This window comes from Acinetobacter sp. ESBL14 (genome assembly GCF_036668815.1).
In the GTDB taxonomy this organism is placed as follows: Bacteria; Pseudomonadota; Gammaproteobacteria; order Pseudomonadales; family Moraxellaceae; genus Acinetobacter; species Acinetobacter gyllenbergii.
Map to the genome: position 1 here is coordinate 276,630 of NZ_JAZEVS010000005.1, position 15,563 is coordinate 292,192.

13 protein-coding genes are annotated in these 15,563 nt (G+C 41.0%); 6 read left to right on the top strand and 7 right to left on the bottom strand.

Annotated elements, in window-relative coordinates; genetic code table 11:
• Positions 1 to 113 precede the first annotated feature (113 nt).
• Complete coding sequence (gene asd, locus V6E90_RS16445; protein WP_016542420.1) at positions 114 to 1,232, bottom strand: aspartate-semialdehyde dehydrogenase; 1,119 nt, start codon at positions 1,230 to 1,232, stop codon at positions 114 to 116.
• 188 nt (positions 1,233 to 1,420) lie between these two features.
• Between asd and V6E90_RS16450 the strand changes: the two genes are divergently transcribed.
• Entirely contained in the window at positions 1,421 to 2,539 is a 1,119-nt protein-coding gene (locus V6E90_RS16450) for an endonuclease/exonuclease/phosphatase family protein (RefSeq protein WP_016542421.1), read from the top strand.
• Between the two features lie 311 nt (positions 2,540 to 2,850).
• Here V6E90_RS16450 and V6E90_RS16455 read toward each other — a convergent pair whose 3' ends face one another.
• Genes V6E90_RS16455 through V6E90_RS16465 form a run of 3 tightly spaced genes read right to left on the bottom strand, consistent with a single transcriptional unit; the run spans position 2,851 to position 5,741 of the window.
• Positions 2,851 to 3,567 carry a hypothetical protein gene (locus V6E90_RS16455; RefSeq protein ID WP_332605921.1) on the bottom strand — a complete coding sequence of 239 codons (717 nt, stop codon included), beginning with the start codon at positions 3,565 to 3,567 and terminating at the stop codon, positions 2,851 to 2,853.
• Between the two features lie 2 nt (positions 3,568 to 3,569).
• Entirely contained in the window at positions 3,570 to 4,451 is an 882-nt protein-coding gene (locus V6E90_RS16460) for a DUF6502 family protein (RefSeq protein ID WP_332605923.1), read from the bottom strand.
• Between the two features lie 48 nt (positions 4,452 to 4,499).
• Positions 4,500 to 5,741, bottom strand: a complete 1,242-nt coding sequence (locus V6E90_RS16465; protein ID WP_023270866.1) for a cupin-like domain-containing protein — start codon at positions 5,739 to 5,741, stop codon at positions 4,500 to 4,502.
• A gap of 136 nt (positions 5,742 to 5,877) precedes the next feature.
• Between V6E90_RS16465 and V6E90_RS16470 the strand changes: the two genes are divergently transcribed.
• Positions 5,878 to 7,458 (top strand): PT dipeptide repeat lipoprotein, encoded by a 1,581-nt coding sequence (locus V6E90_RS16470; RefSeq protein ID WP_332605924.1) that lies wholly within the window; start codon positions 5,878 to 5,880, stop codon positions 7,456 to 7,458.
• Between the two features lie 59 nt (positions 7,459 to 7,517).
• Here the strand turns inward: V6E90_RS16470 and V6E90_RS16475 are convergent, their stop codons facing one another.
• From V6E90_RS16475 to V6E90_RS16485, 3 genes are all read right to left on the bottom strand, one after another.
• Entirely contained in the window at positions 7,518 to 8,453 is a 936-nt protein-coding gene (locus V6E90_RS16475; RefSeq protein ID WP_023270864.1) for an LpxL/LpxP family acyltransferase, read from the bottom strand.
• A gap of 127 nt (positions 8,454 to 8,580) precedes the next feature.
• A complete protein-coding gene (locus V6E90_RS16480; RefSeq protein WP_332605926.1) occupies positions 8,581 to 9,468 on the bottom strand; it encodes a LysR family transcriptional regulator in 888 nt (295 codons plus the stop codon).
• Positions 9,469 to 9,654: 186 nt separating this feature from the next.
• Positions 9,655 to 10,830, bottom strand: coding sequence for a hypothetical protein (locus V6E90_RS16485; protein ID WP_332605928.1), 1,176 nt, complete (start codon positions 10,828 to 10,830; stop codon positions 9,655 to 9,657).
• Positions 10,831 to 11,058: 228 nt separating this feature from the next.
• Here V6E90_RS16485 and fae point away from each other — a divergent pair, with 228 nt between their 5' ends.
• From fae to V6E90_RS16505, 4 genes are all read left to right on the top strand, one after another.
• The gene (gene fae / locus V6E90_RS16490; RefSeq protein ID WP_023270861.1) at positions 11,059 to 11,574 is read left to right on the top strand and encodes a formaldehyde-activating enzyme; all 516 of its coding nucleotides are present in this window, start codon (positions 11,059 to 11,061) and stop codon (positions 11,572 to 11,574) included.
• 11 nt (positions 11,575 to 11,585) lie between these two features.
• Complete coding sequence (locus V6E90_RS16495) at positions 11,586 to 12,614, top strand: aldo/keto reductase (RefSeq protein WP_023270860.1); 1,029 nt, start codon at positions 11,586 to 11,588, stop codon at positions 12,612 to 12,614.
• Positions 12,615 to 12,618: 4 nt separating this feature from the next.
• Positions 12,619 to 14,058: an NAD-dependent succinate-semialdehyde dehydrogenase gene (locus tag V6E90_RS16500; protein WP_332605931.1), complete on the top strand. Its 1,440-nt coding sequence runs from the start codon at positions 12,619 to 12,621 to the stop codon at positions 14,056 to 14,058.
• Positions 14,059 to 14,182: 124 nt separating this feature from the next.
• Positions 14,183 to 15,544, top strand: coding sequence for an MFS transporter (locus tag V6E90_RS16505; RefSeq protein ID WP_023270858.1), 1,362 nt, complete (start codon positions 14,183 to 14,185; stop codon positions 15,542 to 15,544).
• Positions 15,545 to 15,563: the final 19 nt, after the last annotated feature.

The following is a 15,563-nucleotide window of genomic DNA, read 5'->3' on the forward strand; positions in this document are numbered from 1 at the left end:
TCTGGAAAAAGTATACATTACCGTGATGTAAATGAATTGTAAATTATTCATCGTTCATCGCAAGAAAAAAGCCGATCAAATGTGATCGGCTTTTGATTTTTAGGGATTTTTGCTTAGGCGTTCTTATATTCAACTAGAATACGGAGCATACGACGTAATGGCTCAGCAGCGCCCCAAAGTAATTGGTCACCTACAGTAAATGCGCCGAGGTATTCTTTACCCATATTCAGTTTACGTAAACGGCCGACAGGAACAGTTAAAGTCCCTGTAACTGCAACTGGAGTCAGATCAGTCATTGACGCTTCGCGTGTATTCGGAACTACTTTTGCCCATTGGCTTGAGTTGCGAATCATGTCTTCGATTTCATCAAGTGGCACATCTTTTTTCAGTTTCAATGTGATTGCTTGAGAGTGGCAACGCATTGCACCAATACGTACACAGTGACCATCAATCGGAACGATTTGTTGATTACCTAAAATCTTGTTGGTTTCAACCTGACCTTTCCATTCTTCTTTCGATTGACCGCTTTCGAGTTGTTTGTCGATATACGGAATCAATGAACCCGCCAATGGCACGCCAAAGTTTGCTTTCGGGAAGCCTTCGCCACGCTGTAATTCTGCGATTTGACGGTCAATATCAAGAATTGCAGATTTAGGGTCATCCAATAATGCTTGAGTATTGTTATACAAATAACCCATGCCAGTGATCAGCTCACGCATGTTCTGCGCACCCGCACCAGACGCTGCTTGATAGGTCATTGACGTCGCCCATTCCACTAAATTATTTTGGAACAGTGAACCTAAGCCCATCAACATCAATGAAACGGTACAGTTACCGCCAACGAAAGTTTTAGTCCCGTTGACCAAACCATCTTTGATCACGTTTAAGTTGACTGGATCAAGCACGATGATTGCATCATCTGCCATCCGCAGTGTAGATGCAGCATCAATCCAGTAACCATTCCAACCTTCAGCTTTCAGTTTAGGGAAAACTTCAGAGGTATAATCACCACCTTGGCAGGTTAAAATGACATCCATTTGCTTCAGACTGTTAATGTCTGTTGCATCCATAAGTGCTGGGGCAGTCTTACCACCAAATGAAGGTGCTTCGCCACCTGCATTACTGGTAGAGAAATAGAATGGCTCGATATGAGCAAAATCATTCTCTTCAACCATACGTTGCATCAGGACAGAACCAACCATCCCACGCCAACCGACCAGACCTACTTTCATGTCATTGTGCCTCGGTATGTAAAAAAATTTAAAGGGGTTTGAGTGTATCAAAAGTGCCCACAACTGCAAGCTTTACTGAAATAAAACAGTGCGTTTATTGAGTGGAATATCTTGTTTATATTAGATAGAAAATTGATAAAGCGGAAACTTTATTGTAAATCTATGCTACCCCAAAGAGAAAAATGAACATGATATGGATTCAGATTTGCGCAGCGCTGGTGATATGGCTTTCATTTTGGTCTTTGATCCCCAGAGATGAATGGTGGTTTCGGGGTGCAGACTTTCCGAGATTACAAATATTGGCACTGGGCATCATCACATTTTTTGCGATGTTATTTGTGCTTTCCGAGTGGAGTTTGAGTACTGAACTGCTCTTTCTTGGCTTAGTGGCGGCGATTGCTTATCAGCTTAAAATGGTGTTGCCTTATACCCCGTTATGGCGCAAGCAAGTCAAAAAAGTCAAAAAGGCGCAATTGAATCCAGAGCAGCAAATTTCCTTATTGGTTGCGAATGTGCTTACGCCTAATCATCAGTATCATCTATTACTCGAACAGATTGAAATTTTAAAACCAGATTTGGTGCTCACATTGGAGTCAAATGCGGAATGGCAGCAAGCGCTGAGTCCAATTGAAGCAGATTATCCGTTTCGTGTTGCCGTGCCTTTAGAAAATTTGTACGGCATGCATTTATATAGCCGTTTAGCCTTAAATGATACCGAAGTTAAATTTATTCTAAGTGATGAAATTCCATCAATTCATACCGCGGTGACATTACCTTCAGGCGTACAAGTGCAGTTGTATTGTTTACATCCTAAACCACCGAGTCCAACCGAGGCCAAGGACTCGACTTTAAGAGATGCGGAGTTGCTGATTGTGGGGGATCAGATTAAAGATATTGATCAGAGCTGTATCGTCATGGGAGATTTAAATGACGTCGCATGGTCAAGAACAACGCGGTTATTTCAGCGTATCAGTGGTTTACTTGATCCTCGAGTCGGGCGCTATTTTATGAATACTTTTCATGCAGATTATCCTCTTTTAAGATGGTCGCTGGATCATATCTTTCATAGTACCGATTTTGGTCTGGTCGATATGAAACGCCTTCCGCATATTGGTTCAGATCATTTCCCCGTGTATGTGGTCTTACAAACAGGACGGGTGTTCGAACAGCAGCAGCAAGCGTTAGAGCAAACCGCAGAGGATGAACAAGAAGCGCAAGAAGCGATACAAGAGGGTATTGAAAAGGCTGAGCAAGAAGAAAAAGCAGTGACTGATTCTTTAGCTCAACCGCATAAGCAACGGATGTAAAACTGATGTTAGCTGAGAGAGACTTGTACAATGGCTTAATTTTAAAGTTTAACTAATTAATGTACGTTATTTCGTACATAGATTTAAGTCTGCAACGAATAGTACGGAATCGGTAAAAGGTTTATTCTAAATACATCAGCACAAGGACGCAGGAATGGATTTCCGCTTAAGGATAGCGACGCTGAGATGGAAAAGTCATCATGGATATGATGCATGCGATGGACGCAGGATAATAAAAGTAGTTTGAAAGCACAACCTCATTTGCCCGAGTTTTGCAGGATGCAGAACTCGGGCTTTAATTTTTTAAATTCTTATTCTGGTTTTTCTCCCTTTGGGATCTCTGGCAGAGTCTCGGTTGGCTGATCTGACGTTTCAATGACTTTTACAATTCGACGTTTATGAATAGGGATTGTGATTTTAGCTGCATCACATTTTTCCCATGCGGTATTTGCTGTTGGTAATTCGGTTTGGTAAAAGGCGTTGTAATTTACTACGAAAGGAAGCTCTGTTTCTGCAAAGGTGAGATCAAGTTCATAGCGACGAGTTTCAAATGGACGTAAAACTTGTAATTCATCTTGATCTGCCTCGCACCTGAGAGATTGGCCCTCGAATAATACATTTTGGCCAATTTGATATTCAATAGGTCGACAAAGCGGTATCAATTGATAGATATAATTGGGTGTCGTGTTCTTAATTTCAATTTGTAGTGGTGTGGTCTTAAGGGATTGAATTCGACCTGTAGGCAATGGCTGTTTGGTCCCTGAGTCGATTAAACGCAGACTTCGTTGAATGCCGAAACAAGTATCTTGTGCTTCATGAGGAATCGTTACCACATATTCATAGGCTTCATCTTTATCGCCTGTAGATGGATTAGAGTTCCCACCATTGCCACCACCGCCTGGTAGAGGTTTTTGTGTACCAGATCCACTGCCACCTAAACTCACATTCGCGACTGAAAAATTTTCGCCACATGCAGTTAAGCTAAGCACTGAAATGAGAGAAACGAGAGGGCACAATAAGCTTCTCATGGTTATTTATCCTTAAAAATATAAGGCACTTGTAGTTTTATTTGAGTATCGTACTGGTAAACGCCAAATCGGAATTGATAATGTGCATCAGCTTTTTCTTGGTCTTGATCACAATGATGAATCGCGGCATTTAAGAGTTGTTTTGCCATGTCTTGCCACAGTTCGATACTCAACTCTCGAAGTGCTTCAACCGATTGAGCCGTTAATTTTTCGGCATGCACGGCTTGTTCAAGATGGGTAAACGGTTTTTCACTAATAAAATTATCAATCCCTGCGGCCAAATGATCGCTAAGGTTCGCAGAGAACAGTGCTTTGCTCTCTTGCATTTGATTATCTGGGGTAAAGCTATGTTGTTGTAACATGACATCTTGATCGATTTGCACAACCACACCTAAGCGTTGTAGTTCAAACAAAATCGAGCGCGGATGCTTTTCTGTTGAAATATGCTTGACTAAGGCTTCAAAACTATTTTCTTCACCAGAAATAGGAATTTGAGTTGGAAGATCAAGTGCAATCCAGCGGGCAATGACACGGGCAGGAACACTAATGGCGAAATTTGGTGTTTCTGTGGCAGTTTGATTGGCTTGCTGCCTAAAACTGCTGACATCTTTTCGATGCAGTCCAGATAATAAACTGACTGCTGAATCAGTCTTGTTCTGCTTGATTCGATCTAATTCAAGCAAGGCTTGCTCGTAAAAAATCGGTTTGAGTGCCGCCACGAAATCGGTATAGCCGACACCTGAATGAATTAACCAACGTGCGATATGTTGCATCATCGGATAAATGCTATCCAAGGTGGTTTCTGCATCTTGCGGAATAACACCTTGTGCATTTAATGCAGATGAGGTTGTGTTGAGGATGGCTTGGTCTGTTGGTTTTACCATTAAAGCACCTTAAGAACAGATTCGGTATAGGTCATTCGTTGACATGGTTTAATGTCCACTTGGAGATGGAAAGGATTCAGCTCCAGCATTATCAATATTAAAATGAGTAAAGGAAACGCTGATAGAGATATCCAAACTCTCGACACAGTGCCACCAGCCCAGTGGAATGAACAAGGTTTCACCCTCATTGAGAATACATTCGATTTTGCTGCTATGGGCAAAATCAGGGAATGACTCAAGGAGATCAGGACGATGAGGATCGGCAATTTTACTAAACACAGCCACATCATTATAGAGATGTGGTGTTTGCATTGCAGGAATCAGGGTGACTTTTTTCCGTCCATAAATTTGCACTAAAAAGTTATTGGTTAAGTCATGATGTAGCGGGGTAAAAGCGCCTTTGGGACCAAACCAGATGAAACTACGATCATAAACTTGAGCATGGTCAGTATAGCCATGAAAATGACCAATATCTTGAAACAATACGGCCAAACTGGATTGGCTGGCCTTGGCATTGTTGGCGGTCATATAAAAATTATTGGAATGCTCAGTTTTTTCAATTAAATCAACAAAATCATTCATCTGCATTTTGGTTTTATGTTGAATCGAGTTACGTTCAAATAAAGGATCTTGTTCACGATTAAACTGGGCTTCAATTTCCTGCATACCGACAGTCTGTTTGAAATATTGCGGTGACCATTTGTGTAAGGCGGGCCAATGCTGGATGGCATCGGTCAGAATAATAGGCAGGTTTCGGCTGTAATAATGTTGAATAAAATCAGGAAACTCCGGTTTTGAAATTCGCTTGATTTGCTGATAATCAGGATTCAAACGGGCAAAATGATCGAGAGTGTTGAGTAACCAATTGCGTTTTTTGAGCAGGAAATGCTGCTCTTGAGCAATTTGAAAATAAGGATGTTGTTTTAACTGGACCCATTCGAGGGCAATATCAATTTCACTTAAGCCTTGTTTCACTAATGAATAATAAATTTCGGCTTTGCTTAAACCATCAAGTACTGCTTGAGCCAGCCATTTCTTTTGTTCTGGCGTAAATGTACTGCTGAGTTGAGTTTGTTTTTCTGTTGCGATTTTCTCAAGTACTGCGTAATGCTGTTCTTCAGCTTGTATTGGCACAGAAAAATCTTGATTCAGATCAATCAATCCTTCTCGTAACAAGATGTTAGCCAAGTCGACTGGGTTACAGCCACGATCTAAATTTTCTTCTAGCCATGCACGCCATTCTTTCGATAAGGCACTAAATTGTCTTGCTAGGCTTGCTTGTGTATCCATACATTCCAACCATCCATAAAAAATGATTTTGACCTTTCGTTATTAATTTACGCATAAACATATTTGCACTCAAGTATAAAAGTGTTAAATTTTCACATACACAAATATGTGAAAAAATCACACAGAGGGTGATGCAATGAAAAATATATGGACACAATTAGCACTGAGCGTAACCTGCGCAATCTTGGTGGGTTGTGGATCTGATAACGATTCAGATTCAACCCCGACTCCAACGCCAACACCGACGCCGACACCAACCCCAACCCCAACTCCAACGCCAACGCCGACTCCGACACCAACCCCAACGCCGACACCGACACCAACCCCAACACCAACGCCAACACCGACACCAACCCCAGTCGTGGCTGATCGCTTTGTGGGTTCATGGTTAGGAGGTTTTTGCTTTGAAGGACGCCGTTCAAATTTAACAGTGCATAAGACTTCCGCGAATAGTGTTCGCTTTACCACCGAAACACGTCAGTTTGAAAAAGAGGATTGCACAGGTGCTGTGATTAAAAATTACGATGTTGCTTCCGATGATGCGTTGATTACCGAGATCGCTCCGACAGAAACTAGCGGTACAACGACAGCGAATCGAGTGAAATATACGGATAGATACCGTAATGGAAGCGCATGGGCTTATGCTTTTAAGGGTAATGGGATGTGTGCCGTGAATGAAACGGCAACGATCAAAGATATTCAAGCCTATATGGACGCAGTCGACCCATCGAAAACAGTGACCTGTTATACCCGTACCACTGTCGAAGGCTATAGCTTATTAAAACCGACTGTGAGTAAAGCCACCGCAAGTTATCGTCTACTCGATAATCAAAGTTCTTGGACGAACTTCTTGGCGCAAGCCAATACGCAAGGCAGCCAAGGTTTTGCTTTGGCAGCTACGTCTTTGGATGTGAAAAAAGCCAATAGTGACTTCCCTGAACCTAAAAACTTATATGTGAAAAATAATGCTTCAACCGATACTTATAGCTATAAAATTGTCGATGTAAAAACCAACGTGGTTGCCAATGTCTATTTATTCTGGTTAGCAGAAATTAAAAAGCAAGGTGCGCTCGGCTTTGCGTATAAGTCTTCTTTAGGTGAAGATCCAAGCAATACCTATAAATATTTATTTGTTAAAAACGATAAAAAGTCAGCAACTTATAATTATGACAATCGCTTTATTGTGAGTGGTAATGCAAACCGAACCAATATTATGGCAGCCTTTAATGAACTTGGAGCGCAAGGTTGTAAATTGATTTATGCAGGCAGTACTTTTACCAATAATGGTGCTAGCAATGGGACTTTTTATGTGCCGACCTGTGTGAATAGCAGTACCCATAATGGAACTTATAGTTATCGTTATTTTGAGATGCCAAAAACAGAGGCAGGGTTCTATGATGACAACCCAACTAAGCTTGATTTGCTACTGAAGCAACAAGCGGCTGAGGGTTATCATTTGATTGATAAGGACAATGCGATTGCATTCTTTAACACCAAAGGTTATTTATTTGAACGTGATAGCGTTAGTACAACAAGCATTGAATCAAAAGTCTTTAAAGAAGATGCGATTTATAAGCTTGATCTTCCGAGTGAGATTCAAAACCGTTTACAAGATCAAGGCAATTTGGGCTGGTTTATTAATGTCAAATTGGGTTCAGTGTATAGCAATACCCCAACCTATTTTGATTTAAATACTGGGGTGATTTTCCCGAATTAATTGTTGTTATTGCTTTAGAAAAAAGCCGCTTTATATATGAATAAGGCGGCTTTTTTAACTTAATAGATTTTGTCGTAACCTTCGGCGCGGGTTTTAAAACGACGGTGGAACCACATCCATTGTGTTGGTGCAATACGAAGCTGAGCTTCAATGATTTGATTTACGCGAATCGCATCATCGACTTCATCTTCACTTGGCATATTTTCCACAATTGGCTCAATCAGCACTTTATATTGTGGATTACGTACATCACCATAGCGATAGAAATATAAGGGAATCGCAACGGCTTTCGATATTTTGAGTAAACGACGATGTGCAGTCACTGTTGCAGCAGGAACACCAAAGAAGGGCGCCATCACCCCTTGTTTTAAACCAAAATCCTGATCGGGGCTATACCAAATCGCACCGCCATCTTTGAGTCGGCGGATCAAACCCCGCATATCATCGTGGTCAATTTGATGTTGATAAATGGTGGCGCGGCAACGATAAATCAGCATATCCAGCAGTGGATTATTCTGAGGACGATAGACCACATCAGGCTCGAAATATTGAGCACAAATATAACCGCCTGCATCGAGTAGGGTACTGTGTGTACCCAGTAACAACACACCTTTGCCTTGTGCTTTTGCATTGGTGATGTGTTCTAGACCTTCAATACTGTGGCGACCTTTAAACCACTTCGGGCAGTACCATGCATTGAGAGTTTCAAATACACCGAGCATCATATCCACAAACACCTGTTTCGCTTGTGCTTCAACCTCAGCTGGTGACCACTCAGGGAAACAGAGTTCTAAATTCCGGAGTGTAGTTTTACGGCGTGATTTGAGTAAGCGCCAGCACAAAGCCGCCAAGCCATGGGCCAAGCGCCATTGAATTGCCCAAGGTAAGACGGCCAATAGCATTAAAAATGTAATGGCGATCCAGATTTTCCAATATTTGGGCAATAAAAAAGCCCATTGAAACTCGCCAGGGGTATAAGGCTGTTTTTGACTCATAAATTCGAAAAAGAATAACGTTGAATTTTGCAGCAGTGTAGCATGAAGTGTAGGTGGCGACTTTAAAACTAAAATAAAACATAGGGTGTTTAGCAATAAAGCGTCGCCGTTAGAATGGCTTGGAAACTTATTGTATCAATAACTTTTCTAACCAAGATTTGAAAATTTGAACTTTGGGAAGAGTGGCTTTGTTAAAGGGAATATCAATCCAATAACCATATTTGCTTTGGATTCCAGTCTCGATCATTGCCTTGAGCAGACCAGTATGCAGTTCATTTTGAATCATGGGTTTATCAATGATGGCGATACCATAACCCGCAACAGCAGCTTGAATAACTTGCTCTGTGGTTGAAAACTCAATGGCGCAATGTGAATCGATTAAATCAACAGCGTGGTTTTGCTGTAACCAGATCTGCCATGTATCTAGCCTTTTACGATTATATAAGACATGAATGAGCGGATAATCTTGAATATTCGGGGCGAGCCCCTCTTTAAAGAGTTGTGGGCTGGCCACCATCACATAGTCTTCTTTTAAAAGTAGACTGCTCTGACAATGGTTGGAGGGGGCGAGACCAAAGCGAATTCGAATATCTGTATCTACAGCAACTTCATGACTTTCGGCATCCTGAGTGTAGTTTACGGTAAAAGAATAATCTTTGTTTACAAGCAAAAAATTTTTTAAATTTGGTGACAATATTCGATTACACCAGGTTGGTGGCGCTTCGATGTTGAGTTTGCTTCGAATGTTTTTTGCCCTAAATTTGAGGGTGGAGACTTCAATTTGATCAAACACAACTTGCATATCATTTGCGAACTCAAGGCCATGAGAGGTGAGTTCGATTCCTTTGGGTGATCTCAAAAAAAGCTGAACACCTAAATACTCTTCTAGTAATTTGATTTGTCTGCTGACAGCCCCATGCGTTAGGCAGAGCGACTGGGCTGCATGAGAGAAATTTAAATGCTTGACCACCTCTTCAAAGATGCGTAAAGCGTTCATGGGAGGTAATTGTCGCATCCATAGGTCCTTTGATCATATCCCTGATTTTTATAAGATGAAGATGACCACTCTTGTCCTGAAGTGGTGCTTCATATTCATCACAATCCATTGTACTCAGTGTAGCATAGCGTATATTTTGTATGAGGTGCTTTTAGCTATAAAAATAATTTTTATAATTTAAATAAGGAATATTCTATTGGTTAGTTAAAAATAATAAGCAAGTGAAATATATGTTTTTTGATTCCAATTATTATTTGTTCCTTGTGCTAAACCATTTTGATCGCCAAGATAAGGGTCATATTTACCGATTAAATGTTCTGCTTGAATGGCAAGGTCTTTAAATTTAAATGCAATACCTGGAATAACTCTATAACTATCTGTGCTGCTATTTCTTTTGTTGATATAACCACTGATATTGAGATAGGGGCGAATGGATTGTACATATTCAAAACTGTATGGGAATAAGTAGCTCAATTCTGTAGAAAAAAAGTCGCCTTGCGTTGCTGAATTATAGGAATAGTCAAATCCGCCTAAGCTAATATGATCAGGACTCAAGCGGTCTTTATTGGCAATATCTTGATGACCAAACAGCAATTTGCTATTCCAGTTTTGATAATTAAAATCGCCAAAAATAGACCATATTTGACGTGATCCTGTGCTGGAATAATTTTTATTTTCAATGCTTGAATACCAAACCGATGTACCAACTTGGTAGTTGAGGTCAGCATAGTTTGAAGAGTATGCATAACGGGCAATGACTATGTTTTTTTCTTGGGTATTAGTTCCGTTTTCAACAGCATCATCAGCATTGACCATATTAATACTGAAGCGTCGCGCATCTTTTGAATGCCCTCTAAAATTGCCGCCATCAATGGGATAGAAGGCCAAGGAGAGTTGATTCTTAGCTGTTTTAAACTGATAGTTGATTCCAACATTATGGACATCTTCCAGCCCCATCACATTGGCAATGCCAAGAAAAAAGGTATTTCCCCAATAACGATCCAATCCAAATGGGACTGGATTCAAACCTGCAATAATCTTGTGGTGATGGTCTAGTTTGTATCCGATCCAAGCATCCGTTAACCAGCTGGCATCGCCAACATGACCATAATATTCATATAGACGATAATCTAACGCGCCAATGAGCTTGGGCGAGTCATAATCAAGACGTAAGATGGCATCACTAAAAGAAAATTTGCTACTAGTCGGGTTAGCATCATGGTCATAGACATACTTACCACGGATTGCACCACCAATATTTAACTGCCCCAAGTTTGAAGTTGGTTCGCCAAATTTTATACCAGAATAAATGGTTTGATTTAGCACTAAACTACCTATAAAGAGTAGGGTTTTAATTTGTGCTGATTTTATTTTTAACATTTTCTATCCTTGAAAATAAATTAAATTTTAATTTCCTTGTTTTGGATTAATTAATCATATTTTTACTGTTATTTATAATAAATATTGCATGCTTACTATGAAGTTAATTCACAGTGATGTGAGTTTTTTTGATATTAGTTTTTTTAATAGTGTTGTGAATTAATTTGCATTTTATTTTTATTTAAAACGAGGGATGGTAATAGCAGTTTATTTGCTCAAGGAAAGTACATGGATAAGTTAACTGCTGAGGTTTATATCGGTGAAGGATTTGAAGGTGACGGAGTCAATGCCTCACATATCAATATTTTAATTGGTCCGCGTGGCGGGCCAGTGGGTCAGGCTTTTGCAAATAGCCTCTCTTCACCTTCTCAAGGACATTGCCCATTTATGGTGATTGCACAACCGAATATCCCCGTAAAACCAATGACTTTGTATGTGAATAAAGCGGAAATCCAAGGGGATTTGCATGCAAATGCAACATGGGGCGCCTCACAGGCAGGGATTGCCAAGGCCATCAATGAAGCACTTGTGTCAGGCGTTTTTCCTGTAGAAGCGGAAGATGAGTGGGCCATAGTCACTGCGAACTGGGTCAATCCAAACTGCAATGATTTGGATGAAGTGTATCGCAATAATTATAAGGCCTGTGCTCGGGCCATTCATGCCGCATTGAATCATTTACCGCTAAAGAATGATTTAGTCGCACTTAAAACAATCAAAAATCCATTTTATACCCCTAAAGATTAAGGTTTAAGACCATGGAATATATCAATTTAGGCAATTCAGGTTTAAAAGTTTCGCGCCTATGTTTAGGCACCATGAATATGGGTTCATCTTCTTGGAAACCCTGGATTTTCAATGCTGAGCAAAGCGCACCAATCATCAAATATGCACTGGATTCAGGTGTCAATTTTATTGATCTTGCTGATTTTTATTCGGCTGGAAAAGGCGAAGAAGTGGTTGGTGGAATCATTCAAAAACTGGTTAATCGTGATGAGCTGGTGATTACAACCAAAGTTGGCTATGGAACAGGTGGAGGCATTAATCAAGTCGGGCATTCCAGAAAGAATATCCTCAGTAGCATCGATCAATCTTTAAAGCGTATTGGGACAGATTATGTTGATATTTATATGCTGCATTTCTTTGATGTCGATAGTCCTGTTGATGAAACACTGTCAGCGATGAATGAAATTATTAAGTCTGGAAAAGCACGTTATTTTGGTGTTTCAACCATGACAGTTGGGCAGTTGGCAAAAATCTTAATTTCATGTGAACGCAATGGTTTTGTCAAACCGATCAATATGCAATTGCAATTGAATTGTGCTTATAGGGAAGAAGAACGGGAAATGATTCCTTTCTGTATGGATCAAGGGATTGGCGTTTCAGTATTCAGTCCCTTAGCCCGTGGCATTTTAAGTGGTGAACTGAGTTCAACTCGCAATAGCACAGATTTCTTTACCCAGCAGATGTATAACGATGCAGTGAGTTTTGAAATTGTAAAGTCTGTGGGCAAAGTTGCTGAAAACAAAAAATTGAGCATGGCACAGGTTGCACAGGCTTGGGTACTGCAGCGCCCTGGCATTCACAGTATGTTGGTAGGCGCTGATAACGTAGATCAATTTAAAACCGCAATACAAGCCTTAGAGACTCAATTCAACGAAGATGAATTATATGAAATTGATCGTAATTATACCCCTTGCGACCTGATTAATGATTACACCAGTGAGAAACGGATTCCACGTATTGCGCGTGAGGCTAAAGGCTGTTTTGTGGATGTAGGGGTATAATAAGATGCTAAATTTAAAGAAAAATACCAGTTTTATTAATGGTCAATGGTTAGCGAGTCAAGCGAATAGTTATCCCGTTTTTAATCCAGCAACTGCACAACGCATTACTCAAGTTTTAAATTGTGGAGCAGAAGAAACGCAACAGGCGATTCAAGCGGCAGACCAAGCTTTGGCGACATGGAAAACAACATTGGCTGCCGAACGCGCTCAAATCCTGAAACGCTGGGGCGAATTGATGCTTGAATATCGACAGCCATTGGCCGAGATTCTTGTTGAAGAACAAGGCAAACCACTGGCTGAGGCTTTAGGTGAGGTTGCCTATGCAGCCAGTTTCTTTGAGTGGTTTGCTGAAGAAGCGAAACGTAATTACGGCGATATTATCCCCACATTTAAGGCACAAACCAAAATCATGGTCACCAAGGAGCCTGTCGGTGTGGTCGCCGCGATTACCCCTTGGAATTTTCCTTTGGCCATGGTCACGCGTAAAGTCGCTCCTGCATTGGCAGCAGGATGCAGCATGATTTTAAAACCTTCGGAAGAAACACCGCTTTCAGCTTTTGCACTTGCTGTTTTGGCAGAGCAAGCAGGCGTTCCAGCAGGCGTATTTAATGTTGTTTCTGGTGATGCTAGAGAGATTGGGAAAACCTTACAAAGCTCAGAAAAAGTGAAGAAAATTAGTTTTACAGGATCAACTGCGACTGGAAAGCTACTCATGCGCCAAGCAGCAGATACCTTAAAGAAAACCTCTTTTGAACTTGGTGGAAATGCACCTTTTATTGTGTTTGAAGATGCTGATTTAGAGGCGGCGGTTCAGGGTGCAATGGCATCAAAATATAGAAATACGGGGCAGACCTGTGTTTGTGTCAATCGCTTTTATATTCATGAAAAGGTCTATGAATCTTTCATTGAACTTCTCACGGCAGAGGTTCAGAAACTCAAAGTCGGTCAGGGCTTTGCAGAGGGGATAACGCAAGGGCCATTAATTAATCAGGCTGCGATTACCAAAGTACAGCGTCATATTGATGATGCTGTTGCTAAGGGTGGATCAATTGTGACGGGAGGTAAGCCACATCAGCTCGGTGGGCTCTTTTATGAACCCACGATTATTCAGCATGCCAATGACCAAATGCTGGTTGCGCATGAGGAAACTTTTGGGCCTGTCGCAGTATGTTTCTCCTTTGCATCAGATGAAGAAGCGATTGCTCTGGCCAACAATACTCAATATGGACTTTCTGCATATTTCTATACCAAGGATCTGAAACGAACATGGTGGGTTGCCGAGCAACTACAAGTCGGTATGGTGGGCATTAATGAGGGCATTATTTCGACTGCGGTAGCACCCTTTGGTGGTGTAAAAGAGTCTGGCTTTGGTCGGGAAGGCTCAAAGTATGGTTTAGAAGAATATCAAAACATCAAGTACATCTTGCTGGGTGGCCTTGCTTGATCAGCTCATCAGGCTAGAACTCAATCGAATTGGATTGGGATCTAGCTTTGCTGGAGTCAGCATCACTTTTTAAATGTTTGGATAGAAGAATTATTCAATTTTACTCCATGGAATGGGAGCGTATATGAATACCGTAAATATTGATAATGTGCCATTGAACAAATTTCATTTGAAAATAACGGCTTTAACTTTCGGCGCACATTTAACCGATGGTTATATCATTGGTTTGATTGGAATGGTTTTCACTTTAATTACCCCACTGATGCAGCTAGATTCCTTTTGGCAGGGGGCAATCGGAAGTGCTGTTCTAATTGGGTTATTTGTCGGAAGTTTATTTTTTGGATTTATTTCAGATAAATTAGGTCGGCAGAAGATCTTTTGTATTAGCTTCATTTTAGTTCTGATTGGTTCGATTGCCCAGTTCTATGCTTCTACGCCTTTAGAACTGTTTCTGTGTCGCGTGCTCATGGGGATTGGGCTGGGTGGGGACTATACCGTTGGACATGCATTGTTGGCGGAATTTTTACCTAAACAAAGTCGTGGTGCAATTTTAGGCTCATTTAGTGTGGTGTGGACATTTGGCTATGTATTGGCAACATTCATTGCAAAATTTGTAATTGATTTAGATCTTGGACCTGACACATGGCGTTATTTACTCGCCTCGACAGCTATCCCTGCTGCAATTATTTTAATTGCGCGAATCGGCACACCTGAATCGCCGCGGTGGTTGATGCAACATGGACGAAAAGAAGAAGCGCAAGCCATTGTGCATAAATATTTTGGAGCACATGTCACGATTGAGAGTGAAACAGATCAGGTGGCACAGCAAAATAATTTCTCCAGTATCAAATTATTGTTTAGTCAAAAATACCTTAAACGGACCTTGTTTAACTGCATCTTTTTCACCTGCATTGTGATGCCGTATTTTGCAATCTATACCTTTCTGCCGATGATTTTAGAGTTAATGCAGTTATCTAATGATTTCACCACTGAAACGATCCTCAATTTGATGCTGCTACTCGGTGCCGTGATCGGTATTTACTGTACCTACAAATTTTCCCGCCGCGGTTTTTTAATCTATGCCTTTGTGCTGCTTTCAGTCAGTTTGTTGTTGATTACAATATTGCCTGCAAGTTTGAATTGGGCCTTGGTACTCTTGTTCGCTGCTTTTACGATGATTTTATCTGCAGTGAGTAATTTAGTTGGTGTTTTTCCCGCAGAAAGTTTTCCGACCGAAGTGCGTTCTAGTGGGATTGGGATCGCCACAGCGGTGAGTCGCTTTGGTTCGGCAGCAAGTACCTTTATTCTTCCGATCAGTCTGTTGCAGATCGGCATGACTGCCACGATGCTAATACTGGTGTGTATTCTTGTGTTTGGAACTATTATTTCGATTTTATGGGCCCCTGAAACCAAGAATCTATCTTTGGTCGAGGCATCCGAAGTTGATGAAATAAAGACTTATACGGCTTCAAAAGAGCTACGATAAATGCAGTCTATTCGATTGG

Coding starts and splice junctions, on each gene's coding strand:
- asd (WP_016542420.1), bottom strand. CDS start 1,232: ATGAAAGTAGGTCTGGTCGGTTGGCGTGGGATGGTTGGTTCTGTCCTG.
- V6E90_RS16450 (WP_016542421.1), top strand. CDS start 1,421: ATGATATGGATTCAGATTTGCGCAGCGCTGGTGATATGGCTTTCATTT.
- V6E90_RS16455 (WP_332605921.1), bottom strand. CDS start 3,567: ATGAGAAGCTTATTGTGCCCTCTCGTTTCTCTCATTTCAGTGCTTAGC.
- V6E90_RS16460 (WP_332605923.1), bottom strand. CDS start 4,451: ATGGTAAAACCAACAGACCAAGCCATCCTCAACACAACCTCATCTGCA.
- V6E90_RS16465 (WP_023270866.1), bottom strand. CDS start 5,741: ATGGATACACAAGCAAGCCTAGCAAGACAATTTAGTGCCTTATCGAAA.
- V6E90_RS16470 (WP_332605924.1), top strand. CDS start 5,878: ATGAAAAATATATGGACACAATTAGCACTGAGCGTAACCTGCGCAATC.
- V6E90_RS16475 (WP_023270864.1), bottom strand. CDS start 8,453: ATGAGTCAAAAACAGCCTTATACCCCTGGCGAGTTTCAATGGGCTTTT.
- V6E90_RS16480 (WP_332605926.1), bottom strand. CDS start 9,468: ATGCGACAATTACCTCCCATGAACGCTTTACGCATCTTTGAAGAGGTG.
- V6E90_RS16485 (WP_332605928.1), bottom strand. CDS start 10,830: ATGTTAAAAATAAAATCAGCACAAATTAAAACCCTACTCTTTATAGGT.
- fae (WP_023270861.1), top strand. CDS start 11,059: ATGGATAAGTTAACTGCTGAGGTTTATATCGGTGAAGGATTTGAAGGT.
- V6E90_RS16495 (WP_023270860.1), top strand. CDS start 11,586: ATGGAATATATCAATTTAGGCAATTCAGGTTTAAAAGTTTCGCGCCTA.
- V6E90_RS16500 (WP_332605931.1), top strand. CDS start 12,619: ATGCTAAATTTAAAGAAAAATACCAGTTTTATTAATGGTCAATGGTTA.
- V6E90_RS16505 (WP_023270858.1), top strand. CDS start 14,183: ATGAATACCGTAAATATTGATAATGTGCCATTGAACAAATTTCATTTG.